18 protein-coding genes are annotated in these 21544 nt (G+C 71.6%); 10 read left to right on the forward strand and 8 right to left on the reverse strand.

Annotation, left to right across the window (positions count from 1 at the left end; translation table 11 throughout):
- Positions 1 to 305 precede the first annotated feature (305 nt).
- Together JO379_RS02065 and JO379_RS02070 are read right to left on the reverse strand one after the other, a co-directional pair.
- Positions 306 to 1754, reverse strand: coding sequence for an MFS transporter (locus JO379_RS02065; protein ID WP_245381339.1), 1449 nt, complete (start codon positions 1752 to 1754; stop codon positions 306 to 308).
- Positions 1755 to 1770: 16 nt separating this feature from the next.
- The gene (locus JO379_RS02070; RefSeq protein WP_209513489.1) at positions 1771 to 3204 is read right to left on the reverse strand and encodes an FAD-dependent monooxygenase; all 1434 of its coding nucleotides are present in this window, start codon (positions 3202 to 3204) and stop codon (positions 1771 to 1773) included.
- Between the two features lie 302 nt (positions 3205 to 3506).
- Here JO379_RS02070 and JO379_RS02075 point away from each other — a divergent pair, with 302 nt between their 5' ends.
- Together JO379_RS02075 and JO379_RS02080 are read left to right on the forward strand one after the other, a co-directional pair.
- Positions 3507 to 4358 carry a hypothetical protein gene (locus tag JO379_RS02075; protein ID WP_209513490.1) on the forward strand — a complete coding sequence of 284 codons (852 nt, stop codon included), beginning with the start codon at positions 3507 to 3509 and terminating at the stop codon, positions 4356 to 4358.
- A gap of 84 nt (positions 4359 to 4442) precedes the next feature.
- Positions 4443 to 5000, forward strand: coding sequence for a hypothetical protein (locus JO379_RS02080; protein ID WP_209513491.1), 558 nt, complete (start codon positions 4443 to 4445; stop codon positions 4998 to 5000).
- 103 nt (positions 5001 to 5103) lie between these two features.
- On the opposite strand, the gene JO379_RS02085 is transcribed toward JO379_RS02080, so the two are convergent.
- Positions 5104 to 7161, reverse strand: a complete 2058-nt coding sequence (locus JO379_RS02085) for a phosphocholine-specific phospholipase C (protein WP_209513492.1) — start codon at positions 7159 to 7161, stop codon at positions 5104 to 5106.
- A 277-nt stretch (positions 7162 to 7438) separates the two neighbouring features.
- Positions 7439 to 8650, reverse strand: coding sequence for a S1 family peptidase (locus JO379_RS02090; RefSeq protein WP_245381340.1), 1212 nt, complete (start codon positions 8648 to 8650; stop codon positions 7439 to 7441).
- Between the two features lie 208 nt (positions 8651 to 8858).
- Here JO379_RS02090 and JO379_RS02095 point away from each other — a divergent pair, with 208 nt between their 5' ends.
- The 4 genes from JO379_RS02095 to JO379_RS02110 all read left to right on the forward strand — a co-directional run bounded on the left by JO379_RS02095 (position 8859) and on the right by JO379_RS02110 (position 12878).
- Positions 8859 to 10175, forward strand: a complete 1317-nt coding sequence (locus tag JO379_RS02095) for an MFS transporter (RefSeq protein ID WP_209513494.1) — start codon at positions 8859 to 8861, stop codon at positions 10173 to 10175.
- A gap of 21 nt (positions 10176 to 10196) precedes the next feature.
- Positions 10197 to 11375, forward strand: a complete 1179-nt coding sequence (locus JO379_RS02100) for an anhydro-N-acetylmuramic acid kinase (RefSeq protein ID WP_209518435.1) — start codon at positions 10197 to 10199, stop codon at positions 11373 to 11375.
- Positions 11376 to 11456: 81 nt separating this feature from the next.
- Complete coding sequence (locus JO379_RS02105) at positions 11457 to 12185, forward strand: hypothetical protein (RefSeq protein WP_209513495.1); 729 nt, start codon at positions 11457 to 11459, stop codon at positions 12183 to 12185.
- Positions 12186 to 12287: 102 nt separating this feature from the next.
- Positions 12288 to 12878 (forward strand): GNAT family N-acetyltransferase, encoded by a 591-nt coding sequence (locus JO379_RS02110; RefSeq protein ID WP_209513496.1) that lies wholly within the window; start codon positions 12288 to 12290, stop codon positions 12876 to 12878.
- A 19-nt stretch (positions 12879 to 12897) separates the two neighbouring features.
- Here the strand turns inward: JO379_RS02110 and JO379_RS02115 are convergent, their stop codons facing one another.
- Both JO379_RS02115 and JO379_RS02120 read right to left on the reverse strand, forming a co-directional pair.
- A complete protein-coding gene (locus JO379_RS02115) occupies positions 12898 to 13197 on the reverse strand; it encodes a YkvA family protein (RefSeq protein ID WP_209513497.1) in 300 nt (99 codons plus the stop codon).
- Positions 13198 to 13280: 83 nt separating this feature from the next.
- A complete protein-coding gene (locus tag JO379_RS02120; RefSeq protein ID WP_209513498.1) occupies positions 13281 to 14186 on the reverse strand; it encodes a LysR family transcriptional regulator in 906 nt (301 codons plus the stop codon).
- Positions 14187 to 14287: 101 nt separating this feature from the next.
- On the opposite strand from JO379_RS02120, the gene JO379_RS02125 reads away from it, so the two are divergent.
- Positions 14288 to 14905 carry a maleylpyruvate isomerase family mycothiol-dependent enzyme gene (locus tag JO379_RS02125; protein WP_209513499.1) on the forward strand — a complete coding sequence of 206 codons (618 nt, stop codon included), beginning with the start codon at positions 14288 to 14290 and terminating at the stop codon, positions 14903 to 14905.
- Positions 14906 to 14997: 92 nt separating this feature from the next.
- Here JO379_RS02125 and JO379_RS02130 read toward each other — a convergent pair whose 3' ends face one another.
- Positions 14998 to 16119 (reverse strand): NADH:flavin oxidoreductase, encoded by a 1122-nt coding sequence (locus JO379_RS02130; RefSeq protein ID WP_245381341.1) that lies wholly within the window; start codon positions 16117 to 16119, stop codon positions 14998 to 15000.
- Positions 16120 to 16504: 385 nt separating this feature from the next.
- On the opposite strand from JO379_RS02130, the gene JO379_RS02135 reads away from it, so the two are divergent.
- The gene (locus tag JO379_RS02135; protein WP_209513500.1) at positions 16505 to 16672 is read left to right on the forward strand and encodes a hypothetical protein; all 168 of its coding nucleotides are present in this window, start codon (positions 16505 to 16507) and stop codon (positions 16670 to 16672) included.
- Positions 16673 to 16698: 26 nt separating this feature from the next.
- Here the strand turns inward: JO379_RS02135 and JO379_RS02140 are convergent, their stop codons facing one another.
- Complete coding sequence (locus JO379_RS02140) at positions 16699 to 16866, reverse strand: hypothetical protein (RefSeq protein WP_209513501.1); 168 nt, start codon at positions 16864 to 16866, stop codon at positions 16699 to 16701.
- 513 nt (positions 16867 to 17379) lie between these two features.
- Here JO379_RS02140 and JO379_RS02145 point away from each other — a divergent pair.
- Together JO379_RS02145 and JO379_RS02150 are read left to right on the forward strand one after the other, a co-directional pair.
- Positions 17380 to 20319 (forward strand): AfsR/SARP family transcriptional regulator, encoded by a 2940-nt coding sequence (locus JO379_RS02145; RefSeq protein WP_209513502.1) that lies wholly within the window; start codon positions 17380 to 17382, stop codon positions 20317 to 20319.
- Between the two features lie 157 nt (positions 20320 to 20476).
- The gene (locus tag JO379_RS02150) at positions 20477 to 21511 is read left to right on the forward strand and encodes an L-tyrosine/L-tryptophan isonitrile synthase family protein (RefSeq protein WP_209513503.1); all 1035 of its coding nucleotides are present in this window, start codon (positions 20477 to 20479) and stop codon (positions 21509 to 21511) included.
- Positions 21512 to 21544 lie beyond the last annotated feature (33 nt).

The following is a 21544-nucleotide window of genomic DNA, read 5'->3' on the forward strand; positions in this document are numbered from 1 at the left end:
GCATACACCCGGCAGGGGAGGGCCGGACTTTTTTGGCGCTGGAGCGAATGAAAATTTTCATACGCTTGATTACTCGGCAGTAAATATATTTACTTCAGGTGGCACCGGGGCCCGCAACGGGCTGCAGCCGGCAACAACAGCGCTCGCGACGGCGAGCCTCCGGTGCAAATGGACGGACATCCAGGGACGACAACCTCCTCGTCGGCCCGAAGGTGTTCTGTTCCGGGTAGTCCGCTCCCCTCGGATGGCCCCCCGGAGGCCCCGGTCACCCCCTGGACCGGGGCCACCGGCATGTCCTGGTGCGGTCACCGGTCGGTGCGGGCCCGACGACCGAGGGCGAAGGCAGCCGCTGTCGTGCCGAGTGCGATGAGCACCAGGGAGGCGTGAACGCCGACCGTCACACCCTGCTGGCTCCCGCCCGACGCGCCCGCGGTGAGGGCTGCGGCAGGCAGGTCGCCGGACGGTGCCCCGCGCCCGAGAGGCAGATGGGCCGCGATGGCGAGCGCGGCCCCGGCGGCCACGGGACCGGACGCGCCCCCCAGCATGGCGAACGTGGTGGCCGTCGCGGTGGCCCGGGAGGTGAGGTGAGCGGCGCGGTGCCTGGTGACCGTGGTCATGGCCGCCCCGTTGGCCAGGCCGAGACCGCAGCCGACCAGAACGTAGCCGCCGCTCAGCAGCCAGAGGGGGGTGGGACGGCGACAGCCCGCGGTGGCGGTGAGCAGGCCGGCCGCGACGCACAGCAGACCGGCCCGGATCAGCGCCGGACCGTGGCGGTGCGCGGAGCGTGCGACGGCCAGGCGACCCGCGATGACTGCGGGAAGCGTAGCGGGAAGGGCGACGAGCGCGGCCTGGACGGGGCTGAGGGAATGCGCACGGGAGAGGTGGAAGTAAGCGAGGAAGTGGAAGGCGGAGTTCGCGCTGAACAGCGTGAGCAGGGCCAGCAAGGCGCGACGTGCGGGAGCCCGGCGCAGGAGCCCCGCGTCGAGCGCGGGGTGGGAGTGCCTCCGGGTCTGCCGGACGAGGAGGGGAAGGAGCACGGCGGAGCTCAGCGCGGCAGCCGTCGCGAGGGCCGCAGAGTGCGCCGTCGCCGCTGTGAAAGTGACCAGAATCGCCGCGCCGGTTCCCGTGCACAGAGCGATTCCCAGGGCGTCCAGCGGCATCGCAGTCTTGGGATCCGGGTGCGGGGCGGGCAGGGAACGGGCTCGGCATGCGGTGAGGGACGCGAGAACGGCGAGCGCGGCGAAGACTCCGCGCCAGCCGAGAAGACCGGTGAGCGAGCCGCCCAGAAGCGGTCCGAGGCAGGACGCGACGGCGGCCGTGGACACCCACCCGGCCACGGCCCGGTCCTCATGCCCGGACGCCGAGTGCAGGCTCAGCAGGAGCGCGAGGCTGACGGGCGAGAGGGCGGCTCCGCCTGTTCCTTGCAGCAGGCGGGCGGCGATCAGGCAGGGGGCATGGACGGCGACGGTGGCCAGGAGACTCCCCGCGGCGAAGACGGCCAGGGCGCCCAGCAGCACCCGACGTGGGCCGAGGCGATCGGCGAGTCCGCCCGCTCCCAGTTGGAGCGGTCCGGCGCACAGTTGATAGCCGGCGGCGAACCACTGGGCCTGCGCCGGGCTCATGTGCAGGGCGTGTGAAGCCGACGGCACGGCCGCTGTCGGGGAGGCGATGGCGAGAGCCCCGCACAACAACGCCAGATGGCATGTGAGCCGAGCCGCGTCCGGCCTCCGGACGGCGAGGAGGGCATGACGCATCGCGGCGGGCCGCGGACTACAGGGTGTGCCCGTCGGGGCGGACGACGCACGCCCGTCGGCACGCTTCGGAGCGGGCGGTCAGCAGGGGGTGGGCCAAGTCCGCCGCGCGGGGGTCCGGGGTGCCGCACGCAGGGGTGAGATGGACATGATGGCCACTGCGCAACGCCTCGAAAAGACGGCCCGGGGCGCCCTGGCCCGGTGCGGCGCGCAGGAGCAGATCCGGCACGCGCTGCCCGCTGCGGAGCCGGTTGTCTGCTCGCGTCACATGGGGGAGCCCCGCCAGCGCGACGGCGAGGCGTTGTCGTACGAGGGGCAGCCGGGCCGTGCGGAGCCCGACGGCGCGCACGGCACAGGCCCACAAGGAGGGAGCCGCGTTGAGGTGAAGCAGCGCGCCGGTCAGGCGCAGGACCCGCTCGGCGGCTTGCCGTCGCTCCTTCGCATACGCGTCCAACAACCCGTCGTGCCGGGGGTCGGCGGCGGCGGACGCGAGACGCCACCCCAGACTCATGGCATCGGCGATCCCGGTATTGAGCCCTTGCCCACCGGTGGGCGGGTGGACGTGGGCGGCATCTCCCGCGAGGACGACGCGATGACGGCGATACGGGCCCGCCTGCACGCGCTCGCAGCGGTAACGGCTGATCCATTGCACGTCGCGCAGACAGAGGTCGCGTCCCGAGACGCGGCGGAGCAGCGTTTCCGCCTGATCGAGCCCGCCGGTGGGTGCGCCACCGGTCCCGCGCGGACGGTAGTCGTACAGAATGATGCGCCAACGCCCGTCGCCGAACGGCAGCAGAAGGGCCATGCCGTCGCGCGCACACCGGCTCCACGGCTGCTGGGAGTCGAGGTCGAGCCGCGCGTCGATGGACGTCACGTCGTAGGGATACACGGAACGGGACGCGGGGATGCCCGCCAGCCGGCGTACCGGGCCGCGGGCGCCGTCGCACCCGGCAACGTAGGCGGCGCGTATCCGGCGGACCTGCCCCGCGTGCCGCACCGTCAGCACGACGCCGTCGGCTTCCTGGAGCAGGCCGGTGACCTCCGCACCCCGTACGAGGAGGGCGCCCTTGCCGCGCGCGTATGCCTGCAACAGGGCTTCCGTCCGATGCTGAGGCAGTGCGAGGGCGTAGGCGAATGAGCTGTCCAGCGTGGTGAAGGAAGCTTCGGCGCGCGCGGTACCCAAGGGATAGTGCAGGTACCGGTGTCCGGCTGCGACGAACGGCTCGGCGATGCCCCGCATGTCGAAGTACTCCAATGTCCGGGCGTGCAGGACCAGCGCCCGTGTTGCCTGCGCGATGCGCGGTTCCCGCTCCAGGACGGCACAGTCGATACCGCGCAGGGCGAGTTCGCCTGCCAGCTGCAGCCCTACGGGCCCCGCTCCCACGACGGCGACCTGCACGGCATCGGGCAGGACGGTGCCGGGGGCGCGAGGCCGGGACGGGGAATCGGGCACGTTGCGCTCCTCCTTCCGCGGGTGACCGTGCGACGCGTTGGATCTCGCTGTCCTGGGCGGCTGGAGTCGGCCACGTCAGGGTGGCAGGAACCAACTTCCCTGTCCAGATGGCCATTTGGCGGACCTGCCGAACCCGGTGGGTAGGGTCCGCGCGATAACCGCATTCGGATAATCGTATGGACGGTATGAAGTACGGGCTTACTTATGCGGGAGGCGTTGACCTGCGGGACGGGCGCCTGCGAATGTGCTGCAGCGGGCGTTGCGGGAGGCGGCGTTTGCCGCCCTCAGCGGGACGGAGGCCGGTGGGACACATCATCGGAGACCACGCGTACGGCGAGTCCGGAATCGAATTTCTGCTGGTGGACAGAGGACAGCCGGAGCAGAGGGTCCGCAGGATGCGTGCGGACGTCAGCTTCCTCGTGGACCTGCCCGAGGTGTACCGGGACGGCGACAATTCCCGCCTGATCCCCACGGGCGCGATCAACAACACGGTGCTGGCGCTCGGAGCACAGCACACCGACGCCGAACCCGAAGCCTACGCATTGGCGTTGGCCAAGCGCTTCCTCGCGGCGATTCCCCCCGTCGAGACCGTCGATCTGCACCTCTCGTCATCGGAACTGACGCACCTGGAGACCGGCGCACAACCCCCCGGCGTCCGGCACTTCGGCGCTGCCTCGCTTCCCCGGGACCACGCCCACGTCACCCTCCCGCGAGACGGCGAGCCCGTCGTACGGGGCGGCCTGCGTGACATCGAGCTCTTCGTGACCGCCGGCGCGACGTTCACGGGCTTCGCCCGCGACGCGTACACCACCACGCAGATCTTCACCGATCGCGTCTTCGGCGCACGGCTGGATGTGACCTGGCAGCTCGCGGAGGGGAGCGCGGGCCGTCGGTGCGTTCGGAGCCGCGCGCTGCAGGCAGTGGCCGGAGCCTTCACCGCGCACACCAGCCGGTCGAGCCAGCACACCTTTCACGAGCTGGGCGCCGCCGTTCTCGACGCCTGCCCCGACGTCACGCTGGTACGTGTCGAGGGAGCCCACCTGACGCGTTCCCTGGTCGATCTCAGCCCGTTCGGGAGGGAGAACGACGGCCGTGTCTACACCGCGTCCGACTCTCAGCGCAGCACGGTCTCGGTCGTCGTGAACCGCACCTGACCTCACGTCTCCTCCCACCGCCCGGCCGTCCTCGCGTCCCGGCACGTCCATGTGCCCGCCGCTTCGAAGAAGGAAGGGATCCTTATGATCACCAGACTCCTCACCAGGACTCGGACCGTCGTAGCCGCAGCGCTTCTCGGCGTCGCCACCGTTGTCCCGGCGGCCCGGGCGACGGAGAGCCCCACCGTTCTCGTGGCGTGCGCGGGAACCGTCGCCGCCACCTATGCGCCGGGGCTGACCTACAGTCCCCGGTCCACCGCGATCAGCTCCCATGCCGTCGCAGGGTGCCCCGTCTCCGTCGGATCCACGCTCACCTCGGCCACCTTCGGGGGAAGCTCGACGGGTACGCTCTCCTGCCTGGCGGGCTCCGCGAGCGGCACCCTGACCTTCCACTGGGACCACGGAAAGTCTTCCACCGCCTCCATCACCAGCATCGCCTCACTGCGCCCCAACGGGAACATGGTCACCGTCAGCACGGGAACCATCACCGCCGGGAAGTTCACGGGGGCGGCCGTGGTCACGGAGGTCACCCTGCTCGCCTCCAGCGTCAGCGCGTGTCTGACTCCCAAAGGCCTCACTTCGGCGTCCGGCCCCACCACCGTCACCGTGACCCGACTGGTGAAGACTTCCCGCGAGAGCTGAAACGGGTCGCTGGACGCCGCCGCCCCGGGGCAGCGAGCCGCCCTCTGTCCCCCCGGTGGGCGGGGGGACAGAGGGCGGGCTGGTTTGCCGGTCGCGGAGAGGGTCAGCCCGTGATGATCGCCGGGTCGCTCACGCCCGGCTCGCCGGTCTCGACGTGCCCCGCGAACCTGCGCAGGAACGAGGCGTCCTTGTCCGACGTCACGGACAGGTCGTACCACCGCCGGCTGTCACGCAGATCCACGGTGTGCACCACGCGCCCGCCCGCGCGCACCGTGAACGTCTCGCGCTTGCCGCAATAGGCGTTGGTGACCGTCAGACGGCACGCCGTACTGCCCGTGTTGGTCAGGGTCAGCGCGATGCGACCGCTGCCCGCGTCATGGCGGGCGGTCACCTCGGGGCCCGCGGCGTTGCCGGGTCCCTTGAAGGTGCGCAGGAAGCCGTTCGGTCCGAACACCGACAGGTTGTGAGTGCCCTTGGAGTAGGCGGAGTTCCAGGTGTCGGAGAGCTGCTTGCCTGCTTCGGTGGTGTACGTCCACGGCCCGTCCGTGCGGTTCCCGGACGTCACGGTGAAGCACACCCCAGCCGCCGCGCCGCCGCTGAAGGTGAGCGTGAAGCGCCCGGTCGAGGGCGTCGCGGAGCCGTCCACCCAGGGCGCGTAGGGCAGGGGACGGGTGCGCTTGGCACCCTTCTCCTGCTTGGGCAGGGAGGGATCGGCGGGGGGCTTCGGTACGTAATCGGGGTGCCGGTTGTTGTCCTTGGGCTTGTAGGCGTCGGTGCCCGGCAGCGACGCGGGCCGCGTGTGTGCCAGCCGGAAGTCGAAGGCCGAGGTGAGGTCGCCGCACACGGCACGCCGCCAGGGCGAGACATTCGGCTCGCCCACGCCGAAGCGGCGCTCCATGAACCGGAGGATGGACGTGTGGTCGAAGACCTCCGAGCAGACGTAGCCCCCCGTGCTCCAGGGCGAGACCACGATCATGGGGACGCGCTGGCCGAGCCCGTAGGGACCGGCCGCGTAGCGGCCGTTTCCGGCGAAGTGGTCGAGCTTGGTGTCCACCGTGGAGGCGCCCCGATCGGCCGAGGCCGGCGGGAAGGGCGGGGTGACGTGGTCGAAGTAGCCGTCGTTCTCGTCGTACGTGATGAAGAGCGCGGTCCTGCTCCACACCTCGGGGTCGGAGGTGAGGGCGTCCAGCACCTGGGAGATGTACCAGGCGCCGTAGTTCACCGGCCAGTTGGGATGCTCGGAGAAGGCCTCCGGGGCGGCGATCCAGGAGATCTGCGGCAGCTTGCCCGCCTTCACATCGGCCTTGAGGCCGTCGAAGTAGCCGTCGCCGTTCTTGACGCTCGTGCCGGTGCGCGCCTTGTCGTAGAGGGGATCGCCGGGCTTCGCGTTGCGGTACTTGTTGAAGTACAGCAGCGAGTTGTCACCGTAGTTGCCGCGGTACGCGTCGTTGATCCAGCCCCACTTGCCGGCCGCGTCGAGGCCGTCACCCGTGTCCTGGTACACCTTCCACGAGATCCCGGCCTGTTCCAGCCGCTCGGGGTAGGTGGTCCAGTCGTAGCCGGCTTCCTCGTTGCCGAGGACGGGGCCGCCGCCCTTGCCGTCGTTCCCGGTGTGACCCGTCCACATGTAGTAGCGATTGGGGTCGGTGGCCCCGATGAAGGAGCAGTGGTAGGCGTCGCAGACGGTGAACGCATCGGCCAGCGCGTAGTGGAACGGTATGTCCTCGCGCGTCAGATAGGCCATGGTCCCCGCGGACTTGGCAGGAATCCACTTGTCGTACTTACCCTGGTTCCAGGCCTTGTGGCCGCCGGCCCAGTCGTGGTTGAGGCCCGCGATGAACTGCATGCCGAGGTCCTTCGCGTCCGGCCGGAACGGCAGCACGTCCTTGCTGCCGTTCGACTGGTGCCAGACCGACTTCCCGCTGTCCAGGGTCACCGGGCGCGGGTCACCGAATCCGCGGACGCCCTTCAGCGAACCGAAGTAGTGATCGAACGAACGGTTCTCCTGCATCAGCACGACGATGTGCTCGACGTCCTTGATGGTGCCGGAGCGTCGCGTGGCGGGGATGGCGGCAGCACGGTCGATGCTGCTCGACAGGGCGGCGAAGCCCGCCGTCGCGCCGGCGATCTGCAGGAAGCGCCGCCGATTGAGTTCAGCCATGAGTGTGGGGACCTCTTGGGGTGTGAGGGCTGGATCGAACAGAGTGCTCCAAGGGCAGCGAGCGCCGGGGAAGAGGGCATGTCGTCAAGGTGAAGCAGCGCGGTACGTGTGGCGAACGTCGTCGTCGGGGCATGCGGCTCCCTCCTCAGCCAGGACGGGGCGGACCGGCACCTGGAGATCCGGCCGCGAGGATATAGCGGGAAGCGGTCAGAGTGAACAGCGCGTACTACCGGGCCGGTTGAGACCTGTCGGCGCTGCCGCCGCACCTTCGACGTCATCACCGCTGCGCTGCCGCTCCGCCGTCCGCCCCCAGGGCGGCACCGGTGGCCCGCAGTGCGGCGGTCACCGGCTGGAAGAACGTCTCGCCGCCTCGGGTGCAGTCACCACTGCCGCCGGAGGTGAGCCCCACGGCCGAGTCTTCGGAGAACAGCGAGCCTCCGCTGTCACCGGGTTCCGCGCACACGTCCGTCTGTATGAGGCCGTTCACGATGTCTCCGTTGCCGTAGTTCACCGTGGCGCCGAGTCCCGTCACGGTGCCGTCCTTCAGCCCGGTCGTGCTGCCGACCCGCTGTACCCGCATGCCCACGTTCGCCTCGGCGGCCCCGCTGATCTGCTGGACCGTGCCGTTCAACAGGTCGACCGCGCTCGCCGCACCGGCGTTGGGGTCGTCGTAGGTCACCAGGGCGAAGTCACTGCCGGGGAACTGCGAGTCGGCGACGGTACCCAGAGGGGTGCCGCCCGCCTGGTCCGCCGTCCATGTCCGGGAGGCGTTGCCGCAGTGACCCGCCGTGAGGAACGCCGGTGCCCCCTGGACCGTGACATTGAAGCCGAGGGAGCAACGGGAACCCCCACCGAAGATGGCCCGCCCGCCGATGAGCGCACCGGCGCCCGGGGCGTCACCTTGTGCCCGCGTCCGTGAGCCGGACCGCCCGTGGCCGGCCGGCGGCGGGCTGCCCTCGTACCGCTTGAACTCACCCGATGACCGCTTGACGCGCACCAGCCCGCCCATGCGGTCGGTGACCTTCGTGAGCGCGTCGAGCTTGGCGCCGGTCACCGTCCGGTCGGCGGTGACCACGACCTTGTTGGTCTTCGGGTCGATCGACCAGGCGGTGCCGGGCACCGAGGCCCGGTCGCTCAGCGTCCGGGTCGCGCCCCGCAACGCGGCGGTGCTGTTCCGCACGATCCGCGGTACGGCACCGGTGGCCTGCACACGCCGTGCGGCGTCCTCGGCCGTGACGTTCACGACCATCCGGCCCGTCGAGCCGTCCAGGTACCAGCCCGCCGTCTTCTCCCGGACACCCGGTTCGAGGGAGGCCGCGAGATGCGCGGCCGACCGTGAGGTGAAGGTGCGAGGAGACCCGGGCGCGTCCGTGCCCGGCTTGTCGGTGCTCGCGTCGGCGTGGGGGAGCAGCGTCGCCGCCGCCACTACGGCGGCGGCAGCGGCGACGGCGACGGCTCCGCGGCGACGATTGACACGACGGTGGTTCAACGGATCGACCTCCGGCTCGGGGTGTGATGCGTGACGGACCGCCGGGAACGCAGGGGTTCCGGTGTCCGGACGCGCTTGCCGTCCAGTACTACGGGCCCGGTGCCCAGGGGTCTCACGGCTGCTCAAGGTGTGATGAATTCCCGGCGTCCGCGGCCACGCGGCCGTATGCTTCTTCGTTCGCGCCCGGCCGCGACGGAGGGAGACCGCGGTGTCCGTACCCACCACCGAAGACCCCGGCGCCCCGCACCGGACACCGGCACGACGCGCCCTGGTCGCGGGCTCGGTGGGCAACTTCATCGAGTGGTACGAGTTCGGGGCGTACGGCTTCTTCGCCACCGTCTTCGCCGTCAACTTCTTCGGCGCGGGCACGGGGGACGGCACCGAGAGCCTCATCAAGACCTACGCGTCGTTCGCGTTGGCCTTCTTCTTCCGGCCGGTGGGAGCGGCGCTGTTCGGCCGGGTCGGGGACCGGTTCGGCCGGCGTCCCGCTCTCGTCCTGGCCCTTCTTCTCATGACGGGCTCCACCACGGCGATCGGCCTGCTGCCCACCTACGCCACGCTCGGGGCCGCCGCGCCCTGGGTCCTCACCCTGGTGCGCGCCCTGCAAGGCCTCTCCGCCGGAGGGGAGTTCGGCGGTGCGGTCTCGCTGATGACGGAGTCGGCCCCGCAGGGGAGGCGTGGTCTGTACGGGGCGTGGCAGTCGTTCACCGTCGCCCTGGGGCTGCTCGCCGGTGCCGGGCTGGCGGCGGGGGCCGCGGCCGTGCTCGGGGAGCGCGCACTGTACGACTGGGGGTGGCGGGTGCCGTTCCTGCTGGCGCTGCCCCTGGGACTGGTGGCGCTGTGGCTCCGGTTGAGGCTGGAGGAAACGCCGTCGTTCCGGCGCACACGCCGCACCGGCGCGGGGGCACCGGGCTCCCCGGCCACCCGCGGTGAGGTGTTCCGGACCGTCGTGACGGGCATCGGGCGGATCATGGGCTGGTCGGCGGCCGGATACACCTTCCTGGTCGTCCTTCCGGCGTACCTTCAGCACACGCTCGGTGCCACCTTCCAGGAGGCCCTGACGGCAGCCGTCCTGGCCAACCTCGGATTCGCGCTGACGATCCTGCCGGCCGGAGCGCTGAGTGACCGTGTCGGCCGCCGGCCCGTCATGGTGGCCGGGGCGGTGCTGGTCGTCCTGCTCGCCTTCCCGTTGCTGTGGACCGTCCGGAGCGGGAGCACGCCGACGGTGGCCAAGGGCCTCGTGGTCCTCCTCGCCGGAGCGGTGGTCGGGCTGATGGCGGGGCCGGGACCCGCCATGCTGGCGGAGATGTTCCCCACCCGGGTGCGCTGCACGGGACTGGGACTGGCCTACTCGCTGGCCAACGCGGTCTTCTCGGGCTGCGCCGGCCTCATCATCACCGAGTTGGTCCAGCACACGGCCAACGCCGACATCCCGGCCTACTACACCGTGGTGACCTGCGCGATCAGCACGGTCGCCCTGCTGACGCTGCGCGGGGACGACCATCGGCACGCCTTGCGCGACTGAGGAGAGAAGGGACGGGTGACCATGCGGGTGATCGGTTTGATGTCGGGGACCTCGTACGACGCCGTCGACGCGGCGGCGGCCGATCTGCGGATCGAGGGGGACACCCTCCACCTGGAGCCTCTCGGCATGATCGGCCAGGGGTACGGGGAGCGGCTCCGTGCCGAGATCGCCGCCGCCCTGCCTCCGGCGCACACCACCCTCGAGACCGTATGCCGACTGGACACCCGCATCGGACAGGCCTTCGCCGAGGCCGCCGTCCGGGCCGTCCGGGAGGTGTGCGGAGGCCGGGCCGACCTCGTCGCCTCGCACGGACAGACCGTCTTCCACTGGACGGAGGACGGCCGCGTCCACGGCACCCTGCAGATCGGCGGGCCCGCCTGGATCGCCGAGCGCACCGGACTGCCGGTCGTCTCGGACTTCCGCTCCGCCGACGTGGCCGCCGGCGGGCAGGGTGCCCCGCTGGTCGGCATGGTGGACGCCATGTGGTTGCGCGACAGGCCGGGATGCCCGGTCGCGCTCAACCTCGGCGGCATCGCCAACATCACCGTGAGCGGCGGTGCCCGGGCGGCGTACGCCTACGACACCGGGCCCGGGAACGCCCTGATCGACGCGGCCGCCCGGTATCTCACCCACGGGCGGTGCGCCCTCGACGAACATGGTGCCATGGCAGCCCGGGGCAGGGTGTGCCGACCGCTCCTGGACCGGCTGCTCGACGAGCCGTACTACGCGCGCCCCGCCCCGAAGACCACCGGCAAGGAGCTCTTCCACCTGCCGTACCTGCTGACGGCCGCGGCGGGCCTGGAGCCCCTCGACGCCGATGACATCCTGGCCACGGTCACCGCGCTGACCGCGCACACCGTGGCCGCCGCCGTCCGGGACCGCGGGGGCACCGAGGTCGTCGCCTCCGGGGGCGGCACGCGCAATCCGACCCTGATGGGAATGCTGCGCAGCGAGCTCACCGGCGTTCCGGTGCACACCTCCGACGAGTGGGGCGTGCCGGCCGGGGCCAAAGAGGCGTATGCCTTCGCGGTGCTGGGCTTTCTGACCGCGCACGGACTGGCCGGCACGCTGCCGGCGTGCACCGGCGCCCGGCACGCGAGCGTCCTCGGCTCGATCACACCCGGTGCCGGGCCCCTGCGACTGCCACCCCCGGTGGCCGGCGGCCCGCCCGTCCGGCTGAGGGTGGCGGGGCAGCCGTGAACGGTGCGGTGACCTCGGTGCGTTCGGCCCGGGTGATGGTGTCTGTCGGACCGTCGGCGATGACGCGTAGGCTCCGCGCCCATGAACGACGACGTACGCAACATCGCCCTGGGGCTGGTGGCCAGCGGGGTCAGTGCCACTGCGGGCTGGTTCTTCCGCACGTACCTGTGGCGCCGCCAACTCCGCCGCAAACGGGAGTTCTTCGGATTGCCGGGCGGTTCGGAGTGTCTTCTGGTGGTCAACCAGGATCCGAGCGCGAGCGGCCGCGGCGTCTCCCGGCACGACGCCTTCGCGCTGCTCGAACTGTCCGCCCTGATCAAGGAGTGCGGGGCGCACGCGGACATCGTGGTGCACGACGCCGCCCGCCAGGGCTTCGGGATACGGACGGAATTCTGCGTGGGAGGCCCGGCCTCGAACCGGCGTACCGAGGCGCATCTGCGCTCGATGCTGCCGGGCGTCGAGGTGAACACCGACTTCGAGGACGCCGCTGAGGGTGGCGCGTTCACCATCGGCGGTGAGTCCTACCGGCTGCAGAAGGGCACGGCGGAGTACGTGCTTCTCGCCCGGCTGACCGGCCCCGAGGGCGGCCGGCCGGTCTTCCTCGCCTCCGGTCAGCGGGGGATCACGAACCAGGCTGCCGTGCGCTACCTGGCCCGGCACCACACCCGGCTCGCCCGCCGCCATGGGCTCGACGGCACGTTCTGCCTGTTGCTGAAGGTCGTCAACTCCGACGCCTACGGACCGGACATGGTGGAACAGGTCGCCGACGTCACCGCTTCGGCGACCGCGGGGACGGTCACCGGCCGCTGACGGCGTCCACGGCCGAGCGCTCACCGGCCCCACCTGCGGCGACCAATTGCGCTAGTGCAAAAATGTATTGAAGCTAGTTCAAAATGAGGTTAGGGTCTCGCTATGCCTGCGACGACACCCTCGCCCGTAACCCTGACCGGCCGCCATGTGCGCCTCGTGCCGCTGACGATGGAGCACCTCGGTGACCTCTTCGCGGCAGGAGGCGGGGACGAGGAGGTGTGGCGCTGGCAGGGGCCGACGCCGCACACGCGGGACGACTTCGCGGCCAAGCTCCGCGGCCTCCTCGAAGCCGCGGAGCGGGGCGAGTACCTTCCGTTCGCCGTCATTCACCGTGCGACCGGCCAGGCGGTCGGATGGACCACCTTCATGGACGTCGATACCGACCACGAGCGTCTGGAGATCGGCTGGACCTGGTACGGTCGCGCGTTCTGGCGCACGGCGGTCAACTCCGAGACGAAGCTGCTGCTGTTGACGCATGCCTTCGAGGAGCTGGGCATGGGGCGCGTGCAGTTGAAGACGGACCACATGAACCATCGTTCGCAAGCCGCCATCGCCCGCCTCGGTGCCCAGCGCGAAGGCGTACTGCGGCACCATCGCCGCCGCCCGGACGGCACCTGGCGGGACACCGTCTACTTCTCCATCCTCACCGAGGAGTGGCCCGCCATCAAGGCACGCCTCGGCGCCCTGCTCTGACGGCCGCCGACAGCCGGCGCTACTTCTCCGGGGCGCGCCCCGCCGCCCCGGCGCCGGCGGCAGCTTTGTGCAACGAGCGCAGAGCGAGCAGCAGGATGCCGATGTCGTCCAGATAGACGGGATCGGGCACCAGGTCGACGGGGGAGACCAGGTAGAGCAGGGCTCCCCAGAAGATGATCTTCTTGTTCTCGGGGACGCCGGCGTCACGCAGCAGACGCCGGGCCCGGAAGAGCCGTACCGCCACGACCGCGGCGGCGACGGCCATCGCGGTGACCAGGACGGCGAGCAAGCTGACGAGGACCCAGGATTCGCTGCTCATGCCTCACGTCTACCCCGTCGCCACCGATCCGTACGGGTGGACGCGCTGCGGACGCCGGACGCATTGCCCGCGGCCGGCGGGCGTCAGCGGGGAAGCGCCGTGCGGAGCCGGCCCAGGAGGGCTTTGGCCGCGGGGCTGGAGAGGCCGGCCGTCCGCCAGGCCAGAGCGACCCGGCCGCGCAGCCGCGGCTCGGTGATCCGCAGGGTCCGCAGCCCGAAGGCCGACGCCGCCTCGGCGGAGAGCGCCGGGACGATGGCCACGCCGAGGCCACGGGCGGCGAGCTGCGCCAGGACGGGCGGGGCGGCGGCCTCGAAGGCGATACGGGGCCGGAAACCCGCCTCCGCGCAGGCCCGCTCCAGCACCCCGCGCAGCCCCGTGCCGCGCGGCAGGCTGATCAAGGAGCGATCGCGGAGCGCGGCCAACGGAAGCTCCGTGCGGTTCGCGTCGGCGAGGAGCGGATCGCCCGGAGCCATGGCCGCGACCAGGGGCTCGTCGATCAGCACCTGGAGCGAAACGCCCGGCGGGGCCTCCTCGTCGGTGAGTCCGACTGCGGCGATGTCGAGCTCACCGCGGCGCAGCGCGGCGAGCATCCGCTCGGAGGTGTCCTCGGTGAGCGCGATCTCGACCTGAGGATGGTCGTCATGGAAGTCGGCCAGGGCGGAGGCCACGTCGAACTCGGGGGTGACGGCGCCCGAGACGACACCGATCGTGACATGACCGCGCAGCAGCCCGGTGAACTCGTCCACGGCCTGCCGCGCCCCGTCGACGGCAGCCAGCGCGGCCCGCGCGTAGGGCAGGACGGCCTCGCCGACCTCCGTCAGGGTCACCGAATGGCCGGAGCGGTCCAGCAGGGGCTGCCCGAGTTCGCGTTCGAGAAGGCGGATCTGGGAGCTCACCCCTGGCTGTGCCAGATGCAGTCGGGCGGCGGCGCGGGTGAAGTTGGCCTCCTCCACCACAGCGACGAAGTACCGCAGCTGTCGAAGCTCCATAACCGCTGATTCTAGCCGCGAGACATAGGCGTTCTTGGACGTATGGGCGTGCGGTGGAGACCCTTGACGGCATGGGGAAGGCAACGCACCAAAGGACGGCGATGGACATCAGAACCGCGATCGCGGCCGAACGCCGGGAGCTGGCAGCCATGTTGGACGGACTGCCTGCCGAAAGCTGGGACGCGCCGACGCTGTGCGCCGGGTGGCGCGTACGGGAGGTCGCCGCCCATATGTCCCTGGGGTTCCGCTACTCGTTCCCCAAGATGGCGTGGGAACTCGTCAAGGCACGGGGCAGCCTCGACCGCATGACCGATCGATGCGCCCGCAGGGACGCGGCCCTTTTCCCGCCGGACGAGCTGGCCGCAGCGCTCGCGGACAACGCGAACCACCCCTGGAAGCCGCCGACGCTCGGGATCGAGGCCGCGTTGGGCCACGACGTCGTCCACGGCCTGGACATCTCGGTCGCGCTGGGCCTCGGCCGTCGGGTACCGGAGGACCGCCTGCGCATCCTGCTGGAGGGCGTCGACTCCAAGACCCTCGCGTTCTTCGGGGCCGACCTCGACGGCGTCCAGCTCCGCGCCGACGACCTCGATTGGACCTTCGGCACCGGCACGCCGCTGACCGGCGCCGCGCAGGATCTCCTGCTGCTCGCCTACGGTCGCAGACTGCCCCCGGGGCACCTGCGAGGGGAGCAGTGCGACCGTTTCGTCGCCGCGTAGGGACGGCAACCTGATGCGTCGCCCCGACCGTTCCCAGGACCGCAGCGTGAGATGCCGCTGTGCGGCGCTGCGGCCCATGGGACCGGCACGGCTCAGTGCAGCCTGGCGAGCGCCTCCGTGCCGAAGGGCGTCAGCTCGTCGGTACGCCCGTTGAGGATCTTCGTGGCCCATTCGGGGTCGCCCAGCAGGGCCCGGCCGACCGCGACGAGGTCGAACTCGTCCCGCTCCAGCCTGTCCAGCAGCCCGTCGATGTCGGCGACACCGCTTTCCTGGCCCTGGAACGTCTTGAGGAATTCATTGTCGAGGCCGACCGAGCCGACGCTGATCGTCGCCCTGCCCGTGAGCTTCTTCGCCCAGCCCGCGAGGTTGAGGTCCGAGCCGTCGAACTCCGGCAGCCAGTAGCGGCGGGTCGAGCAGTGGAAGGCGTCGACCCCCGCCTCGGCGAGCGGATCGAGGACGGCTTCGAGCTCCTGCGGCGTCTCGGCGAGCCGGGCCCGGTAGTCACCCATCTTCCACTGGGACATCCGGAAGATGATCGGGAAGTCAGGCGCCACCGCTCGACGGCAGGCCGCCACGATCTCCGCGGCGAAGCGGGTACGGGAGACGGCATCGCCTCCGTAGGCGTCCGTGCGCCGGTTCGTGTGAGCCCAGAGGAACTGGTCGATGAGATAGCCGTGGGCGCCGTGCAGTTCGATGCCGTCGAAGCCGTTCGCCTCGGCCGCGGCGGCACCGGCGGCGAAGGCGGAGATCACCTCGTCGAGGTCGGCCCGCGTCATCGTCCGGCCCGGCTCCGAGTCGTCCAGGGGAACCCCCGAGGGGCCGACGCGCGGGGCTTCCGGTACCGGCGGGGCTCCCACGGCGCGCGCCATTCCCACATGCCACAACTGCGGCACGATCGCACCGCCCGCACGGTGGACCGCGTCCGCCACCCCGGCCCAGCCCGCGAGCGCGTCCTCGCCGTGGAACCGGGGGACGCGATCACTGGTCCCCGCCGAGGCGTGGCCGACATACGTCCCCTCGGAGATGATCAGGCCCACCCCGCCCGCCGCCCGCCGCGCGTAGTACTCCGCCACATCGGCTCCCGGCACACCACCGGGCGAGAACTCACGCGTCATCGGCGCCATGGCGATCCGGTTCCGGACGGTGAGGCTTCCCAGGGAGACGGGACGGACGAGCACGTCCGTCGCGCGTGCGGCTGAGCTGCTGGGTATCAAGACATCCACCTTCGGTCGACGGGTGACCGTGCCACGATCGGCACGCCCCTTTCCCACCAACCTCACGGCCCACCGCTCCGATTCCCGGCAGCCCGGGAAACCTCGCCGTGTCGAGGACGGGAACCGGCCACTCCGGCGACCACCGATCACGGCGTGCAGGGCGTCACACCGAGAATGAAGCCGTCATCGTCCAGGCACCCTTACGCACGGACAACGGTCCCGTCCGCGCCCGGGCCGAGGCCGACGGCCCTCCGCCGATGACGGCGTCGTCCGGAAACCCGGTCACTCGCGGCTCACCGCCCCCACCCGGTGGCCGATGAGCCGCATCGGCGACTGGCGCAAAACCCTGAGGCATATGTCAGAGCCCGCCTCTACCGTGGTTCTCATGTCCCCGACTTCCCTGGACGCCCAAGCACTGAACGCCGAGATCCGCGCGTTCTTGCGCGCGCGGCGAGGCCGGGCTCTGACGGCGGCAGAGCGCCGGCGGTACGAACGGCTGCGCGCGGAGTGGCTGGCGGCGGTGCGACGGGCACGGCGGCGCACCGCGGCGTAGGCCGGGCCGCGGGCCGGGCGGCCGGTTCATCGGTCGGGCCACGGGATCCGCTCCGCGAGGAGTGTCCATTCCTGGTCGTCGCGGCAGGGGACGCTTCGCCCGGCGGCGGCCCAGCGCGTGGCCAGCGCCTCGAAGATGGGGGTGTCGGCCGGGCCTCGCGGGGGCGTGTCGTTGCCGGGGGCGATGACCGGCATGGGCCGCATCGTCGTCATACGAGGTCAACGCCCTCCCGGCGGCGGAGGTCACGCGGCCGCCCCGTAATGGCTCAGAAGCGGTGTGCCCCGGAAGCGATACGCACGACCACGGCAAGACCGCGTCGGCCGTCGTGACTGCGCTCCGCGCCCTGGCGTCCCCGTGGCCCGCAGGTGACCACGGCGCATTGTCTGCAGATCCGCTTGTCGTGTTTTCGGGCACGGGAACACGCGATCGCCGCCCGGGCACCGGATGTCGGTGACATCGACAGTAACTGCCTTTCCACAGCGGTGAGTTGGACTGATCGAGCGGCCGGAAAGCGCCCGTGTCGGCGCGTGGGACCAGCTCTCCAGGGACGCCGGTGAGGCGTTGAACCGCGGCCGGACGTGCCTCCGTGCGTGGAGGATCACTCCACGCACAGCGCCTATGGTTGTCGCACGAGCCGATTGTTTGAATCACGCACAACAGAGCGCGCGTGCTCTGCTGCGCGCAGCCGACAGAAGGGCGGTCACGCGGTGGAGGCTCCGCGCGTCGAGTTCAAGGTGCTGGGGCCCCTCGAGGTAGCCGCCGGCGACCGCGTCCTCCCGCTCGGCGGACCGAAACAGCGGACACTGCTCGCCACGCTGCTGATCCACACCAATGCCGCGGTATCCGGGGACCGGCTGTGTGACGCCATCTGGGGAGCCGCCCCTCCCGTATCGGCCCAGGCCAATGTCCGCAGCTATGTCGCCGCGTTGCGCAAGGTGATCAACCCCGCCGCGGGCGAGGACCGGCTGAGCCAGGGCCACGGCGGCTATCAGTTGCGGGTACTGCCGGGCGAAGTGGACCTCCACCTGTACGAGGACCTGGCCGCGCGGGGCCGCGCCGCACTGGCCGGGGGCCGGCACCGGGCGGCGGCCGGTCATCTGCGCGAGGCACTGGACCTGTGGCGCGGCGGCGCTTTCGACGGGGTGGCGCACCACGACGCCCTGCACATCGAGGTGGCCCGCCTGGAGGAGTCGCGGCTGGCCGCGTTGGAGGACCACGCCGAGGCGCGCCTCGCGCTCGGGGACGCCCGTGACGTGATAGGCCCGCTCCAGGCGGAGGCGGCCCGGTACCCGATGCGGGAGTCGCTGTGGGCCAAACTGATGACCGCGCAGTACCAGTGCCGCCGCCCGGGCGACGCGCTGCGGTCCTATGCCCTCGCCCGCGCCGCGCTCCGCGACGAACTCGGACTCGAACCGGGCGCGGAACTCCGCCGACTGCACCACGCGGTGCTCACCGGAGAACCGCTGCCGGAGCCGGAACCCGCACCCGTGTGTGCCGAACGCCCCGTGGACTGCTGGCAGCCCACGAGCCAACTCCCCTCCGACACCACCGACTTCGTCGGCAGGGAACTCATCCTGGCGCGGGCCGCGGCAGTGCTCGCCCCGGACACCCCGGCCTCCGGGGAAACACCGAGCTGCGCCGTGCCCGTCGTGATCCTCACCGGCCTCCCCGGCGTCGGCAAGACCGCCCTGGCCACCCGCCTCGCCCACGACCTGCGGGACGCCTTCCCCGACGGCCGGCTGTTCGTGCACCTGGACGGTGCCCGCGGGCCCCGGCGCGCGCCCGGCGCGGTCCTCGCGGACCTGCTCGTCAGCCTGGGCGTCGCCGGATCCTCCATCCCCGAGGCGACGGTGGACCGCGCCGCGATGTTCCGCTCCCTGCTGTCCGGCCGCAAGGTATTGGTGCTGCTCGACGACGCACAGGACGAGGCGCAGATCCGGCCGCTGCTGCCCGGCACCCCGGGCAGCGCGGCCCTGGTCACCAGCAGGACGAGGATGGCCGGCCTGACGGGAGCCCAGCTGATCGACGTCGCCCCGTTCAATGACGAGGAGTCACAGGACCTGCTGCGCCGCATCGTCGGCTCCCCACGGATCGCGGCCGAACCCGAGGCCACCGAGCGGGTCCTGGCCAGCTGCGCCGGCCTGCCCCTGGCCCTGCGCGTGACCGCGGCGCGGCTCGCGAGCCGCCCGCACTGGCGGATCCGGCGGCTCGCCGACCGCCTCGCCGACGAGCGGGGCAGACTGGCGGAACTCACGGTGGGAGACCTCGCCGTCCGCACCAGCGTCGCCGCCAGCTACCACGGTCTGACGCCCGAGGCCGCCCGGGCCTTCCGGGCCATCGGCATGCTTCCCTCGCCGGAGTTCCCGGGCTGGGCTCTCGCCGCCCTGCTCGACTCCCGCGACACCGACCAGGCGACCGACGTGCTGATCGACGCGAACCTGGTCCAGGTCGCGTCGGTCGACCGTCAGGGCCTGCCGTGCTATCGGACGCACGACCTGCTGCACGTCTACGCGGGGGAGCGTGCTCTGGACGAGGAACCGTCGGCATGGCGGCGGGCAGCCGTGACCCGCCTCCTGGACGGCTGGCTCTCCCGGCTGCGGACGGCCGCCGACCAGCTCATGCGCCGAGAGGCGGGGGAGGCCGTACGGAAAGAGACGGGGGACCTCGTCGGCTGGCTGGAGGGCGAGCGGGCCAGCCTGGTCACCGCGGTCGAGTTCGCCGCCAGTGCCGGCTACGGCACACAGACGGCGGAGCTGGCCTCCGCGATGGAGGACGTCTGTCATCTGCGGAACTGGTGGGACGAGTGGGAACGGGTGGCACGGGCCGCGCTCGACCGGGCGAGAGCCGACGGCGACCCGGTCGCCACCGCGGTCGCCCAGGGCTCCCTGGCCAGGGCCTTCGCCGTCCGCGGCCGGGTGGACGACGCGGTGATCCGGTGGGCCGCGGCCATCGAGCAGCTGGACGCACGCGGCGAGGCGCACCACGCCGCCCGGCTGCGCACACACCGGAGCTTCGCGATCGCCGACCGGGGCATGGCCGAACCCGCCCACGACGACGCCCGGGCGGCGGCCGCCGTGATGAGCCGGCTCGGTGACGAGCACGGCGAGGTCGTCGCCCTGCGCAGCCTCGGCTTCGCGCTCGTCTGTCTGCGGCGCGAGACGGAAGCCGTCGACGTCCTGCAGTCGGCCCTGGCGACGGCGGAGCGACTCGGCCGGCCCCTCGCCCTCGCCGACGTCCTGCAACTGCTGGCGTGGGCCGAGATCTGCCACGGCCGGTTCGACCGGTGCGTCGGCCATCTGCACCGGGCCCTGGCCGCATACCGCACGGTGCGCCACCGGCCCGGTGAGGCGTACGCGCTGCTGACCCTGGGGCGGATGCACCTCGCCCTCGGCCCCGGCCAGGCCGCGCACGCCCTCGGCCCGCTCGGCGAGGCGGCGGCGGTCTTCACCGAACTCGGGGAACGCCGGGGCGAGGCACTCGCCTCCTACTGGCTGGGCCGCACCCACGCCGCGGCGGGTGACCCCGACCGGGCGGAGAGCCACCTCGCCACGGCACTGACGGGATTCCGCACCCTGCGCATGCCGTTCTGGACCGAACAGGCACGGCTCGCGATCAGCCGTATCACCCGGGCCGGCACCCCTTCCTGAAGCACTCTCCGAAGCGCTTCCGAACTCCTTCCGAGCCCTTCCGCAGGACCTCCTCCCCGGCGTGACCGGGCGGCTGCGCGACCCCTGCTGCGACCTCTTGTGCGTTTCTCATGCGCCCGCAGAGCACGGTGGGAACCAGTCCACGAAGGGAGGCGCGGTGTCCGATCCCACCGCACCCAACATCGAACCGGTCGCCGAAGCGATACTCCGGGAGATCCTGTCCCACCAGCGCAGAATGCGCGGGGGCGGTTGCACCCAAGAGGTCTGCCCGCAGTGCGTCGGGCACCATCTGAACGCCGTGCGCAGCGCCGTGGAGAGCGGTCGGCGCATCGACTTCGTCCTGCCGGCGTTCCCGGTGAAGTCCCCGAACCCGGCCAAGGTGATCGGCCCGCTGCCCGATCTCGCCGAGGAACTCGCCCTGCGCTTCCTCAATTCGCTGTGCGAGCGCATCACCGAGATCCACCCACCGGGAGCGGCCATCCTGATCTGCTCCGACGGACGGGTCTTCAACGACCTGCTCGGGGTGAGCGACGAAAACGTCAGCGGCTACGCACAGGCGCTCGACGCCATGATCACCGGCATCGAGGCCACCCACCTCGAACAGTTCACCCTCGACGACGTCTACGACGGCGCGGGCCACGAGGACATGCGCGCCATGCTCTCCGCCGGCTACGCCCCGACGATCGAGGAACTGCGCGCGGAGGTGCGCACCGGCGGTGCCCCCCTCGCCATGTACCGGGGCATCACCCGGTTCATGCTGGAGGACCTGTCCGGCCCGCACTACACCGGCACCCGCTCCGCGCTGCAACGTCACTGCCGAGCGCTCGCCTACCGCGTCATCCAGCGCAGCCGGGCGTGGGGCGGGCTGTTGGACGGGCTCTTCCCGGCCGCCGTCCGGCTGTCGATCCATCCGCAGCCCTGTGCCACCGACAAGATAGGCATCCTGCTCGCGGACACCCCGGACGCCTGGCTCACACCTTGGCACAGCGTCGCGGTCGAGTCCGGCGGACGCTTCACGCTCATGAAACGCGCCGAGGCCGAGAAAGCCGGAGCCGAGCTGGCCTTCACAGCGGGCCGTCCCAGCCACTACGCGCTGAAGCAGCCCGGCACATCCCACCCGGCCGACACGGTCGGCGTCGCCTCGGACCCCGCCTCCGCGCACCACGAGCCGTGGAGCCGGGCCTGCGCATGACGGCCACCCACGGATCCGCACCCGGCCCACGTG

This window comes from Streptomyces syringium, assembly GCF_017876625.1.
Classification (GTDB): Bacteria; Actinomycetota; Actinomycetes; order Streptomycetales; family Streptomycetaceae; genus Streptomyces; species Streptomyces syringius.

Coding starts and splice junctions, on each gene's coding strand:
- JO379_RS02065 (WP_245381339.1), bottom strand. CDS start 1,754: ATGCGTCATGCCCTCCTCGCCGTCCGGAGGCCGGACGCGGCTCGGCTC.
- JO379_RS02080 (WP_209513491.1), top strand. CDS start 4,443: ATGATCACCAGACTCCTCACCAGGACTCGGACCGTCGTAGCCGCAGCG.
- JO379_RS02085 (WP_209513492.1), bottom strand. CDS start 7,161: ATGGCTGAACTCAATCGGCGGCGCTTCCTGCAGATCGCCGGCGCGACG.
- JO379_RS02100 (WP_209518435.1), top strand. CDS start 10,197: ATGCGGGTGATCGGTTTGATGTCGGGGACCTCGTACGACGCCGTCGAC.
- JO379_RS02105 (WP_209513495.1), top strand. CDS start 11,457: ATGAACGACGACGTACGCAACATCGCCCTGGGGCTGGTGGCCAGCGGG.
- JO379_RS02110 (WP_209513496.1), top strand. CDS start 12,288: ATGCCTGCGACGACACCCTCGCCCGTAACCCTGACCGGCCGCCATGTG.
- JO379_RS02115 (WP_209513497.1), bottom strand. CDS start 13,197: ATGAGCAGCGAATCCTGGGTCCTCGTCAGCTTGCTCGCCGTCCTGGTC.
- JO379_RS02120 (WP_209513498.1), bottom strand. CDS start 14,186: ATGGAGCTTCGACAGCTGCGGTACTTCGTCGCTGTGGTGGAGGAGGCC.
- JO379_RS02125 (WP_209513499.1), top strand. CDS start 14,288: ATGGACATCAGAACCGCGATCGCGGCCGAACGCCGGGAGCTGGCAGCC.
- JO379_RS02135 (WP_209513500.1), top strand. CDS start 16,505: ATGTCCCCGACTTCCCTGGACGCCCAAGCACTGAACGCCGAGATCCGC.
- JO379_RS02140 (WP_209513501.1), bottom strand. CDS start 16,866: ATGCCGGTCATCGCCCCCGGCAACGACACGCCCCCGCGAGGCCCGGCC.